Annotated in this window: 11 protein-coding genes; 3 read left to right on the plus strand and 8 right to left on the minus strand. The window is 40.9% G+C overall.

The window, feature by feature from the left end; genetic code table 11:
• Positions 1 to 118: 118 nt before the first annotated feature.
• The gene (locus NXG61_RS02125) at positions 119 to 535 is read right to left on the minus strand and encodes a C-GCAxxG-C-C family protein (RefSeq protein WP_196604429.1); all 417 of its coding nucleotides are present in this window, start codon (positions 533 to 535) and stop codon (positions 119 to 121) included.
• A 70-nt stretch (positions 536 to 605) separates the two neighbouring features.
• Entirely contained in the window at positions 606 to 1,331 is a 726-nt protein-coding gene (locus NXG61_RS02130) for a DUF554 domain-containing protein (RefSeq protein WP_432748994.1), read from the minus strand.
• Between the two features lie 335 nt (positions 1,332 to 1,666).
• Between NXG61_RS02130 and NXG61_RS02135 the strand changes: the two genes are divergently transcribed.
• Both NXG61_RS02135 and NXG61_RS02140 read left to right on the plus strand, forming a co-directional pair.
• A complete protein-coding gene (locus tag NXG61_RS02135) occupies positions 1,667 to 2,005 on the plus strand; it encodes a hypothetical protein (RefSeq protein WP_196604428.1) in 339 nt (112 codons plus the stop codon).
• A 210-nt stretch (positions 2,006 to 2,215) separates the two neighbouring features.
• The gene (locus NXG61_RS02140; RefSeq protein WP_196604427.1) at positions 2,216 to 2,962 is read left to right on the plus strand and encodes a DeoR/GlpR family DNA-binding transcription regulator; all 747 of its coding nucleotides are present in this window, start codon (positions 2,216 to 2,218) and stop codon (positions 2,960 to 2,962) included.
• Positions 2,963 to 3,178: 216 nt separating this feature from the next.
• On the opposite strand, the gene dnaB is transcribed toward NXG61_RS02140, so the two are convergent.
• The 6 genes from dnaB to NXG61_RS02170 all read right to left on the minus strand — a co-directional run bounded on the left by dnaB (position 3,179) and on the right by NXG61_RS02170 (position 11,370).
• Complete coding sequence (dnaB, locus tag NXG61_RS02145) at positions 3,179 to 4,522, minus strand: replicative DNA helicase (protein WP_196604426.1); 1,344 nt, start codon at positions 4,520 to 4,522, stop codon at positions 3,179 to 3,181.
• Between the two features lie 147 nt (positions 4,523 to 4,669).
• Positions 4,670 to 5,725, minus strand: coding sequence for an IS30 family transposase (locus tag NXG61_RS02150; RefSeq protein WP_432748913.1), 1,056 nt, complete (start codon positions 5,723 to 5,725; stop codon positions 4,670 to 4,672).
• 124 nt (positions 5,726 to 5,849) lie between these two features.
• The gene (gene lonC, locus NXG61_RS02155; RefSeq protein WP_196604425.1) at positions 5,850 to 7,814 is read right to left on the minus strand and encodes a Lon family ATP-dependent protease; all 1,965 of its coding nucleotides are present in this window, start codon (positions 7,812 to 7,814) and stop codon (positions 5,850 to 5,852) included.
• Positions 7,815 to 7,967: 153 nt separating this feature from the next.
• Positions 7,968 to 8,414 (minus strand): 50S ribosomal protein L9, encoded by a 447-nt coding sequence (gene rplI, locus NXG61_RS02160; protein WP_196604424.1) that lies wholly within the window; start codon positions 8,412 to 8,414, stop codon positions 7,968 to 7,970.
• A complete protein-coding gene (locus tag NXG61_RS02165; protein ID WP_196604423.1) occupies positions 8,365 to 10,398 on the minus strand; it encodes a DHH family phosphoesterase in 2,034 nt (677 codons plus the stop codon). The genes rplI and NXG61_RS02165 overlap by 50 nt, the downstream gene beginning before the upstream one ends.
• A 15-nt stretch (positions 10,399 to 10,413) precedes the next feature.
• Entirely contained in the window at positions 10,414 to 11,370 is a 957-nt protein-coding gene (locus NXG61_RS02170; protein ID WP_196604422.1) for a YybS family protein, read from the minus strand.
• A 348-nt stretch (positions 11,371 to 11,718) separates the two neighbouring features.
• On the opposite strand from NXG61_RS02170, the gene NXG61_RS02175 reads away from it, so the two are divergent.
• Positions 11,719 to 12,513: an electron transfer flavoprotein subunit beta/FixA family protein gene (locus NXG61_RS02175; RefSeq protein ID WP_196604702.1), complete on the plus strand. Its 795-nt coding sequence runs from the start codon at positions 11,719 to 11,721 to the stop codon at positions 12,511 to 12,513.
• Positions 12,514 to 12,516 lie beyond the last annotated feature (3 nt).

Here is a 12,516-nt window from a genome sequence, read left to right on the forward strand (position 1 = left end):
CAAAAAGAGTGCAGCTGCGAAAAAGCAGCTGCACTCTTTTTGATTTATATAAAACATTGATATTTCAGCAATAGTGGTCCGCGATTTTTTCAAAAAACAATATCAACAAAAATAAGTATCATCCAACAGACTTATTATCTAACATTTTTTCCAGAATTGTCACGGTATCTTCTATACAGCCATCACATGACCGCAGCATAATTTTTGTATCCATACCTTTTAAATCGCGACAGATAGTTGCTCCATTTTTAACGCGAAAATCTGCTGTCAGTGCCTTTACAGCCTTGTAGGTATCTGCTTTCGAATATGGCCCGTCCAAATTTCCCTTACTGCTCAAAAGGCTGAATACCGCCACTGCCCCGGAAATGGCCCCACAGGTACCATATGTATCACCCATACCAAATCCATAACCTTCCATGAGCATAAACATGGTTTTTTCATCTATCTGTATCCTATCACAAAAACTGCAGGCAACGGCCTGAGCACAATTATAGCCTTTATGATGAAGACTGGCTGCTTTTTCTTGTCTGTTCATTTTTTCTCCTCTATACTATATAAATTCCGGGAAAGATGTGCACTAACAGCGCCGCATCATAACAAAACAATCAAAACAGCGCATAATAAATTATCGGTACCACAACTGCCGGAAGCATATTGCCCACACGTATATGCATATTTTTACCAAATATAAGATTAATTCCCACAACAAATATAAGTACCGAGCCGACAGCTGATAATCCATCCACCATGTTGTCATCCAAATAAGGTGCTATTGCTGCCGCAGCAAGAGAAAGTCCCGCCTGATAAATAAAGAGCGGTGCAGCGGAAAATATGGCACCGATCCCCATTGTCGAAGCAAAAATCATGACTATCACACCGTCCAAAATAGACTTGGTAAAAAGAATCGTCGAATCATTATGTATCCCGTCTTCAAATGAACCTATTATCGCCATCGCACCAACACACACGACAATTGTAACAGTTACAAAGGTTTCCGTAAAATTTTTATTTTGCTTCACATTCAAAAGCACTCTTACTTTTTCGCCGGCAGATACCAAAGCATGCTCAATATTTATCAATTCACCGCCAATAGTCCCGATTATAAGAGAAAAAACCAAAAGCATGAGTCCTGCAGTTTGAAGCCGGCCGTCATCAATGATCAATAACTTGCACATGGCTCCGCTGAGGCCAATAAACAAAGTGGCTATGCCAAGTGCCTTCATCAAGGTTTCCTGCATGTTCTCAGTAAGCCCTTTCCTTATAGTCAGTCCTATAAGACCGCCGCCGATTATCGCGGCTGTGTTTACTATTGTTCCAGTAAGAATAATTATTGCCCCCCAAGATTTTTTTGCATTTCAGCACTTTATATAACAGCTTTTTCCTTTGTTAATTGTACCATATTTATTCTCGTTGGAAAAAATATACTGTGAAATATTTTAAACTAAGATAAAAACTGTATTTTTTAAACTCCATATTGATAAGAATCAGCCTTATCTCTTCATATCAACTTAGAAAGACATTTAGTAAAAGATATTTGGATATAATATTTTTCAATGTAAAAATTTAAATTCTTATTGACAAACATAATGTTTTATTATATATTTGTATTGTAATCAACTGAAGATATTAATTATTACGTATGAAAGTAACGAGGAGGTATTCGATAATGTATAGCATTGTTGCAGTTATGGCAAATTCTCAAAACGAACTGGAGCTGTATAGAGCCGTTAATTCTCTGGAAAAGGCTGCTGAAACAAAAAACATCGAGATAAAAGTGGAAATACAGGAATATCCGCTGACATACGGCCGTCTTTCGAAGGAAGATGTATCGGCCAGTACAGTAGCAATCCTGACCGGAGATATGCCTATAGCCGATGCCGAACGTTTTGCGGATATCCCTGTTTTCCGAACACTCACCACTGCCATAGCATCTGATCCCCACTCAGTGATTGCTGCTGCTATGGAAAAAGCTTCTTTATATGCCGAACCGACTGCAGTATTTTAATATTTTTTACTTTCCCTTTTATTTGCCCACTCTTTTTTCTAATATAAATATATATTATCCCCCCAAAGTAAAAAGCTCGCTTTTAAATAAGCGGGCTTTTTATTTCATATGAATAATAAAGACTTTGAATAGTAAATTTAAACTTATATACAAATAATGTTTTTGCATACGAAAGCAGCGTGTGTTATACTTGTAAAAGGGGGTAGTTATATGAATGATAGACACGCTCAAATTCTTGATGTCGTAAATGAATATAAAAAAATTGAAGTTAACCGCCTGGCAGAAATGCTTGATGTATCCCAGGTCACTATTCGCAAGGACTTGGATATTCTGGCAGAAAGAGGTCTTTTAGCCAGAGAACACGGTTACGCTTTATGCCGCAATGTTGATGATGTCAACAATAAATTGGCCGTACGGTATGAAAGTAAGATGAAGATAGCTATTGCTGCTGCCGAAATGGTTGCAGATGGCGAAACAATAATGGTTGAGTCGGGATCAAGCTGTACGCTTTTAGCAGAACAAGTAGCAAAAACAAAAAAAGACGTCACTATTATAACAAATTCTGCATTTATAGCATCTTATATAAAAGATAAAGGAAATGTGCGGATCATATTGCTCGGCGGCGAATATCAAAAAGAGACACAGGCGATGGTCGGTCCTTTGCTGAAAAAATTTGCCAGTGAATTTTTTGTGGATAAGCTTTTTATCGGTATAGATGGTTTTATCCCCAAGGTTGGTTTTACCAGCGGGGAAATGATGCGTATGGAAGCTGTACACAATATGTCTGAATCAGCACGGCATGTTATAATTCTGACGGATTCCAGTAAATTCCAAAAACAGGGCGTGGTTTTGCAATTCAGATTTTCTGAAATAAGTAAAATTATAACTGACAATAAGACCAGTGATGATATAAAAAAATTGTTGGAAAAAAATCACATTGATGTCACAATAGCCTGACGAAATAAAAAAACCCTTAGCCATAAAAGCTAAGGGGATAAGTAAGATAATAAGTTCTTGCAAGTATCTATTCTAAATACATAAGGCTACTTTGTCAACAAATATAGTTTTTATTTCAGATGAAAATTTTTTATGTGATATATATAATTATTATGGCGGCGGATAAAACCCAATTTTTTCAGTGAAAGTTCAATGAAAAGGGTTATCCGCCGCATTTTATTGCGGCGGCGACAGTTGTTCACGCGACAGATTGCCAAAACGGGTAAATTCTTTTTGGAAGTAAAGCTGTACAGTATCAACAGGTCCATTACGATGTTTTGCAATAATAATATCTGTTATATTTTTATTCTCTGTGTCGGGATCATAGTAATCTTCGCGATATATAAACATTACTATATCGGCATCCTGCTCAAGAGAACCTGATTCACGTAAATCACTGAGCATAGGTTTTTTTATTTGACGGGCTTCAACACTGCGGCTAAGCTGCGACAATGCCACTACAGGAACATTAAGCTCACGTGCCAAAGCTTTTAGAGAGCGTGATATTTCCGAAATTTCCTGCTGGCGATTATCCCCTTTGCCGCCAATTCTGCCCTGCATTAACTGAAGATAATCGATAATTATAAGAGAAAGCCCCTTCTCAAGTTTTAAGCGGCGGGCTTTTGAACGCAGTTCCATTATAGTTATGCCTGGTGTATCGTCAATAAAGATGGGAGATGAGGAAAGCCTGTCAGCTGCACTGATAAGACGCTGCCAGTCATCATCAACAAGACCGCCTGTGCGCATACGCTGTGAATCAATAGCTCCTTCAGAGCACAGCATACGCTGTACCAGTTGTTCTTTTGACATTTCCAGAGAAAAAAAAGCAACAGCTTCCTTTTTCCTCACAGCAGCATGTGTGGCAATATTAAGCGTAAACGCTGTTTTCCCCATACTTGGTCTGGCAGCAATCAAAATCAAATCAGAAGGTTGAAAACCTGATGTCAGTTTATCAAGATCCTTAAACCCCGTAGAAAGACCGGTTATACCTCCCTTTGCTTCATGCATTTGTTCAATTTTACTGAAGGTATCCAAAAGAATAGTTTTTATCGGCATAAAATCACCGACAGTTCGATTGGCAGCAACATCCAGAATCAGTTTTTCTGATTTATCCAATACGGCATCAACATCTTCATTGTCCTCATACCCCATAGCCGCTATAGTTGTAGCTGTATTTATAAGAGAGCGCAGTTGTGCTTTTTCCTTTACTATTTTGGCATGATAGATTATATTGGCAGCAGTGGGCATACTATTGGCCAATGCCGTTAAAAAAGTAATGCCGCCAACCTTTTCCAGCTGGTTTGTTTTTCGAAGCTGCTCCGTTACTGTTATAAGATCGACAGGATCATTACGGTTAAAAATATCTGTCATTACAGCAAAGGTGATGCGGTGCGCCTCCCTGTAAAAATCCGCAGCAATAAGAATTTGTTCAGCTTCGGCAATTGCATCGCGGGATATTATCATTGCACCGAGTACCGATTGTTCTGCTTCAATATTCTGCGGGGGAACTCTGTCAATCAAAGTTTGCAGCTCCTCTCTAAAAAATAATTACATGCTGTGCGCACGCAATAGATGAAATAGGCAGACTGATATTACATTATTTATAATAAAAATAATTTTCGTAAATTGCAATAGCAAATTGAACACTTTGGTAAAATGCCGATGATCTCAGGCAATATAAAGTTTATCGAGAAAAGCGTCGAACAATTCTTCCGGTGTCTGGTAGGCAAGTCGCTTGCGCGGACGGCTATTCAATTCATCGGCAAAGTGTAATATATCTTCATAAGTATATTTCTCAATCGAAACGCCCTTTGGAATATATTGACGCAAGAAGCCGTTGTGCCGTTCATTTACTGGTCGCTCCCAAGAGGAGTAAGGATGTGCATAATAAACACTGGAACCCCAGGCTTCAATCTTGGAAAATTCCTCGAATTCAGAGCCATTATCGGTTGTAATGGTTTTGAAAACAGAACTGAAACGCTCACCATATTCAGCGTGTAGTTCTTTCATCGCAGCCATGACAGACTCACTGTTTTTACCAGGAATGCGAATAGCCAGGTAATTGTTTGTAACACGCTCAATCAGAGTTAAAACAGCAGCTTCTCTGACTTTTTTTCTGCCAATCACCGTGTCAGCTTCCCAATGGCCGAATTCCGTGCGTAAATCTACGATGTCAGGACGTTCGTCAATGCTGCGACCTTTCAGACGTTTATGCTTTCGGGTTCCTTTTTTGTTTTGCTTTCGCTTTAGAATTTCAGGCAGCTCGAACAGCGATAGCGGCAAATTACCAGCAGCCATTTCGTTATATAGGGTCTTCGTGCATACCATTTCTTTATCAGCAAAGAGCTGGTGCAGGCGCGCATGACCGACGCAAGCGTCTAACGACCACTTTTTTGCCCTGACTTGCGCAACCACCCACTTAACAAAATCTGAGCAATGTGTGATATAATGCGGCCTTTTGCACTTCATTCGATTCATTTCATATACTGCAAGACCTCGTTTGGCGCTGTACTCCGGTGCACGTCCTCTATGGCTTTTGCGCAGCGGTGTACCGCGGCGCAATTCATACATGATAGTACTTGGCGAACAGTTGATTTCTCGGGCGATTGCCCGCAGAGAGTATCCTTGCTTGTTTAGTTGCTGGATCGCTCCGCGTTCTTCCCGTCCCAAGTGCTGACCACGTTTTCGTTCAGGGAATACTGTGATATAATTATGGCAGTCCATAGTGATTGTCTCCTCTTTGGTTAATGGTGCTGTGAGAACTCCATTTTACCATTTAAAGGAAAGTCACTGTGGACTTTTTGCAACTGTTCATTTTCATTTTACAATCAACCTAATAAAAATAATTTTATACAGAATCATTCGTAAAAAGGAGCTCCAATGCCTCCTGAGCGTCTTCTACTGTAAAAATTTTTAATCCCAGTAAATCAGGCGGGATATCTTTTTCATTTTCTTTTGGGATAACAAGTCTTGTTATTCCGGCCTGCCGTGCACCATAAGCTTTTTCAAAAACGCCGCCGACAGGTCTCACTTTTCCTTGAATTGATATTTCACCTGTAATGGCAGTATCCTGCCTGATCTTTCGTTGATCAATCACAGAAAGCAGCACCGTTAAAATTGCCGCACCGGCAGACGGACCGTCTATATTACCGCCACCGATGATATTTATATGGATATCATAATCATGAATATCCTTCCCCGTTAATTTACGTACGACGGCCGCTGCATTAAAAACAGAATCTTTAGCCATACTGCCAGCCGTATCGTTGAACCTCACCGTCCCACGGCCTTTACGGGTGGTCGGAAAAGCGACTGCTTCGATTTCGATTACCGAACCGATAAAGCCTGCTACTCCAAGCCCAAAAATCCTTCCTGTCTGAGGAACATCGGATGCTTTTTTTGTTATAAACGGAGACAAGCGGCTTACCTGCGCGACATGATAAATATCCTGCAAAGTAATAGCAGCATTTTCTATCGAAGAATCTTTATTTTGCAGAGAAAGACTATATGCATCAGCAAGTATATTGATCGCCTTGCGTCCTTCAATAGTATATTCGCTGATAGTTTTCGCCACACCGTCAGCAAGGCTTACTTTGAGCTTATCAGCTGCATTCTGCACGATTTTTTCTATATGCCTGGGCGTAAGCGGTTCAAAATATATTTCGGCACAGCGCGAACGAAGAGCCGGATTAATATAAGCAGCATCGCGTGTTGTAGCTCCGATCAAAACGAAATCGGCAGGAGCTCCCTTTTCAAAAAGACGGCGTACATATTTTGGCACAGCAGGATCACTGGGATCATAATAGGCCGACTCAAAATAAGCTCTTTTATCTTCCAAAACCTTTAATAATTTATTTTGCAGCATTTCATCCATCTCGCCGATTTCATCTATGAACAAAATCCCTCCGTGTGCATCCGTAACCAGTCCCGGCTTCGGTTCAGGAATACCGCCATCAGCAAGATCTTTACGCGCCCCCTGATAAATGGGATCATGGACAGAACCGAGGAGCGGATTCGTCATATCACGCGGATCCCAGCGCAGCGTTGTTCCGTCTGTTTCAACAAAAGGTGCATTTTCGCCAAACGGAGTATACTTTTCCCTGCAGGCAGCATCAAGGACAAGCCTGGCAGCTGTGGTTTTGCCAACACCGGGCGGTCCGTATAAAATAAGATGCTGCGGATATGGAGACGTGAGTTTAGCTTTTAAAGCATGAACAGCCCGTTCCTGCCCAACTATTTCTTCAAGCGTCTGCGGTCGCAAAAGTTCCATAACAGACTGCGTAAGATTTATTTTTTCCAAATCTTCCAGCTCTTGCAGCTTTGATTTTGCCTGCGGTGAATCTTCTTCGGGCTGTTCATCCCGCAATACCTGCATGCGAATATCTTCAACATAATCCTGATGATTTTCTTCCATCTTCTCTGCTATGCGTTTTTCAATTTTTTCTTCCATATTGCGTCTGGCCACTATGTCGGCAATTTTCTCAGTCATTGCAGCCAAAACAGCCGGAATATCCTTATCGGCAGGCATTTCATCAATAGTAGGATCTTCATAGATTATTTTTTGAAGAGCAAGAACTCTTTCCGGATATTCAGCCGAACGGAGCAGATTAATAGCATCAAGCTTTCCCGCTTTTAAAACCAGTTTTTCCGAACCGATAACATCGACCAGAATATTGTAAACCGCATCCACATCCTTAGCGATAGGGTTTTGTGAATCTGTATGATTTAGCGGCAAAGGCAGCTTATTTTCATGAGATGCCTGTATATTATTTTTTTTGGGCAAATATTTTTGCAGAAAGTTTTTGAATGACATAATAGTTCCTTTACAAAAGTATAGTTGCAGAAAAATGTGCACGATTTATTCTCATCGATTGAGAATTTATATGATGAGTAACCCGCTCGGAACTTAGTGCTTTTACAAGCGCGGGCTCCAGAGCGGGTCATTATGTCAGAAAATATGCCAGAATTATTCGCTGAGAATGTGAACCCTTATCTTTGCCGTTATAGCAGGGTGAACCTTTATCACGGCATCATAATCACCAATACCTTTTACTTCGCCTCTTATATCGATCTTTCTCTTATCTATATCGATATTAAAATCTTTTTTCAGCGCATCTGCAACATCCTTGCCTGTCACCGAACCGAATAATTTACCGCCGTCACCGATGCGAACCAAAATACTGACTTCTACTTTTTCAAGCTGTGCAGCCATCAGCCGTGCTTCATCAGTAGCCTGCTGCTGTTTTCTTTCAGCAGAGCCCTTTTTTGCTTTAGCTACGTTTATATTATTGCTCGTTGCTTCAATAGCTATATTTTTAGGGAAAAGGAAATTTCTCGCATATCCTTCTGATACTTCAATAATATCACCTTTTTTCCCTACCTTTTTCTGATCCTGTACGAGGATTACTTTCATTATTATCAACCTCTTTTATAATTTTTTTTGCTAACTCAACGGCCCTGTCTTCTATTTCCTGCAGATTGCCATTTTTTACCTGAGCACCTGCAACATTAAGATGTCCGCCACCGCCGAAAGCTTCCATAAGGATCTGAACATTAAGTTCACCGAGTGAACGAGCGCATATGCCTATCGAGTTTGGCAGCAAATGAAAAAATACCAGGCTCATCCGTGCTTGATCAATACTGAGCAGAAAATCGGCTATTTGTGCCGAGACTATCTGAATATTTGGAGCATCATCAGGGCAAATCGAAACAACCAATCCGCCTTCAAAAAATTTGGAATTTGATATAGCCTTGGCTCTGACGAGATTTGTCGCATAATCCGTACGGAATAACTGGCTGACAAGTTGAGGATCAGCGCCATTACGCCGCAAATAAGCGACTGCATCAAAAGTACGCACACCTGTCTGAACCTGAAAATTTTTCGTGTCAACAATAATTCCAGCATATAATGCCGTTGCATCGATACGTGAGATCAAGGGATCTTCGCTGAAATACATAAGCAGCTCTGTAACAAGCTCACTTGTAGATGATGACGAAGGTTCTATATAGATCAAAAGAGAATTCTGAATTACATTCTCAGAACGGCGATGATGATCAATAACAACTACATCCTTGGTATTTTGCAGCAATGATTGTCCGGCTACAAGATGAGGAATATGTGTGTCGACAACAAAAAGGGCCGGATTTATCGCTGTCAAATTAAGGGCTTCCTCTTCGGTGATAAACATACCTGCATAATCAGGGCTGTCCTTGATGAGTTCGGCAAATTTATCAATGCCCTCATTCATATCACTCAGAATAATATGGACTTCTTTTTCCATGAATTTTGCCATAGCAGCTACACCGATGGCAGCACCCAAACTGTCAAAATCTTCATTGTGGTGCCCCATAACAAAAACGATGTCGGCCTTTTCGATTATTTCCCCTATGGCATGGGCAACAACACGTGATTTCACACGAGTATGCTTTTCCACAGCCTTGGTCTTGCCGCCAAAAAATTTGACCTTACTGTCAATATTTATAGCTACCTGGTCACCGCCGCGGCCAAGAACCAAATCAAGATTTGATTGTGCAAGTGCTCCCAGTTCCTCCATCGACATCCCTTCGCGAGTCTGTACTAGGCTGATACTCAATGTTATAGGGAATTTATTAGGACCGCGCATGGCTCGGATACGATCAAGCACATCAAATTTATCCGCTATAGCCAGATCAAGAGACTGATGCTCAAGAATTACTATATAAAGATCATCATCAAGACGACGCAATAGTGCCCTAAGTGAATGAGCCCATTTATCGAGTATACTGTTTGCCTCAAACAAAATAGATGTACGCTGTGCTTCACTGAGACCCTGCATAGCATCGTCATAATTATCTATCTGAATATACCCGAAAAGTATAGCATGAGCCGCCGTATTACGTTTAAACTCTTCTACTTTTGTCACATCAGAAATATAAAGTGCCATAAGACCGTTAAGATCAGTATTAGTGGATACAGGTCTATACTTCAGCAGGTAGAATTTATTATTATTGCTGAATATAGTTTCCCCGGTCTGCCCCCAAAAAGGATCAAGATTAAGACTGGGCCAGAATTTATGAATGACAATTCCCAGCTCAGGTTCCCTGCCCAGCCATCTTATCAGCTCATCATTGTGCCATTCAAGACGACTGTCGCGATCCACAATGAGAATAACCTGAGGCAGCTGATCAAGCGCCAGATTAGATAACTCATTCACATTTTTTATCACATTATGATAATAATCGGCCAATGCATTTTGCCGGTCATGATTACGTTCCCGCAAAAACAGTAAAAGACATATCAACAATAAAAGCCCGGCCACTGCCAAGTATATATTGTAGCACAAAAGCGTTAAAAGAAGTCCGGCAATAATGACAAGTGTAATGCAAATGTCAATCCATGATGATAATCTGCGCGGCATATTCATACTCCTTAACTAATTACTGCCTCTTTTGGAAAGGCGGGCCCTATAATCAAAAATCATATCGAACAGCCCTGCATACATAAGAATTTCCATAAAGGGAGTAAAAACAACAAAAACCATTATCAAAATCTTGGGGAGCGCAGGCAGCTTAAAATGCTGCAAGCCGCAATATAAAAGCGAAAGTCCCTGCAGACGGCAGAACATGGATGCAAAATAGTTGATATTAAAGGACACATTGTACAGCATTTCAACGCCGCGAGTATTACCCCAATACATGCCAATCAGGGAAAAACCAAACAAAAATAAGAACACTATCGGCATCCGCCAGTTTGCAAACGGCGGCAGTCCCTCAAGATTTTTTTCACCAAGCCGCTTTAAAAGCCGATGTGTCAAAAGAAAATTTATTAAAGCACTGCCAACAGCTGAAAGTGCTATTCCGGCAGGCAATGACAGTGCTATAAGCTTCATCACTGCTCTAATCTGTTCGGTACGGGACTGAATATCGGCATCAGCCAGCCCCATCGACTTGTACATTTCAATCGATGACTCTGTTGCAGAATTAAGTATCGTCTGCATATCCTGAAAAAAATCCACTTTCATCAAAAAAAACGCAGCCCCAAGCGCTATCAGCACAGAAAGCACAGATGCAATCATCGCAAAAATAAGATTCTTCGTAGGTGAAAAACGGTTGAAACCCATCCCCAGAGCGGGACTGACAAACAGCGTCACGGTCAGCACAGACAAAAAAGAATAAATACCAAAAACCATGCCTGCTATCAAGCTGGAAGCAACAATAGAAATAACTCCCCAACGCAGACCATGTCTGAAAATATTTATCGCTATGGGAACAGGTAAAATATAAACGAGAAAGAAAAACATAGGCAGAGCTGTTCCCATTATTGCCATAATAACGGTAACAGCTGTAAGCATCGCACCTTCAATAAGCGGACGAGTCGTGTAATTTGCCATTATCTGAGCCTTTCGGATGAAAATTTTCGATCTGGAGTTGTCAGCAGCTGTACTTTTTATAACAAGGCAGAATCACCTGAAAATGCAAGCAACCAGTTTACAAATAAAAATCGCAAAGATAAGCATTCATATTCAAATATTTATTATAATATACTTTTTAAACTTATGCAAAATAATATAATTTTTAAGATTTCATATCTACAAAATTAACACTTTCTATCCATAATAAAAAGCTTCACTAGTTATGTTTTTCACTTTATTTACAATTTTTTATGAACTTGTTACAATTGCGATAGATAAAGAAATAGCATTACAGTAAGGTAAAATTCATTTATGGAGAGAAGAAAAATGAAAATACTAGTATGCATAAAGCAAGTACCGGGAACGAACAAGGTGGAAGTGGATGAAAAAACAGGAGTGCTGAAAAGGAACGGGACGGACAGCAAGATGAATCCGTATGATCTGTACGCGCTGGAGACGGGGCTGAGACTCAAGGAGAAGTACGGCGGTACAGTAAGCGTTATCACAATGGGTCCGCCGCAGGCGAAGGCTGTTTTGTACGAGGCTTTTGCGATGGGTGCGGATAACGGGGCGCTCATAACGGACAGGAAGTTTGGCGGAGCGGATGTGCTGGCAACGAGCCGGACGCTGTCCCAGGGTATAAGGAGGTTCGGCAGTTTTGATGTTATTTTGTGCGGGCTGCAGACGACAGACGGAGATACGGCACAGGTAGGACCGGAAGTGGCAGAGCTGCTGGATATACCGAGTGTCTGCAATGTCCAGAGGATCGAAAAGGCCGAACAAGGCAGTATCATAGTGGATATGGATATGCCGCATGATATAGAAACGATAAAGGCAGCTTTTCCCTGTCTGCTGACAGTAAAGAAGGATATCTGTCAGCCGCGGCTTCCTTCTTATCTTCGCAAGCAGCAGACAATGAAAAAGGATATAGATATATATACTTTCAGTGATATGGAAGATAAGGATGAAGAAAAGTACGGTCTGACGGGTTCGCCGACGAGTGTGCAGCGGATCTTTCCTCCGATAAGCGATAAGGTGCAGGAGCATTTGGAGGGAACAAGCAGGGAACTGGCGCAGAAGATATACGCCACCTTAAAGCAGAAAAAATTCATAGCGGGATAGAGG

The sequence above is a fragment of the Pectinatus haikarae genome (assembly GCF_050916305.1).
GTDB lineage: Bacteria > Bacillota > Negativicutes > Selenomonadales > Selenomonadaceae > Pectinatus > Pectinatus haikarae.

Excerpts from the sequence above, each read along its gene's own strand:
- NXG61_RS02125 (WP_196604429.1), bottom strand. The coding sequence starts at position 535 with ATGAACAGACAAGAAAAAGCAGCCAGTCTTCATCATAAAGGCTATAAT.
- NXG61_RS02135 (WP_196604428.1), top strand. The coding sequence starts at position 1,667 with ATGTATAGCATTGTTGCAGTTATGGCAAATTCTCAAAACGAACTGGAG.
- NXG61_RS02140 (WP_196604427.1), top strand. The coding sequence starts at position 2,216 with ATGAATGATAGACACGCTCAAATTCTTGATGTCGTAAATGAATATAAA.
- NXG61_RS02150 (WP_432748913.1), bottom strand. The coding sequence starts at position 5,725 with ATGGACTGCCATAATTATATCACAGTATTCCCTGAACGAAAACGTGGT.
- lonC (WP_196604425.1), bottom strand. The coding sequence starts at position 7,814 with ATGTCATTCAAAAACTTTCTGCAAAAATATTTGCCCAAAAAAAATAAT.
- rplI (WP_196604424.1), bottom strand. The coding sequence starts at position 8,414 with ATGAAAGTAATCCTCGTACAGGATCAGAAAAAGGTAGGGAAAAAAGGT.
- NXG61_RS02165 (WP_196604423.1), bottom strand. The coding sequence starts at position 10,398 with ATGCCGCGCAGATTATCATCATGGATTGACATTTGCATTACACTTGTC.
- NXG61_RS02170 (WP_196604422.1), bottom strand. The coding sequence starts at position 11,370 with ATGGCAAATTACACGACTCGTCCGCTTATTGAAGGTGCGATGCTTACA.
- NXG61_RS02175 (WP_196604702.1), top strand. The coding sequence starts at position 11,719 with ATGAAAATACTAGTATGCATAAAGCAAGTACCGGGAACGAACAAGGTG.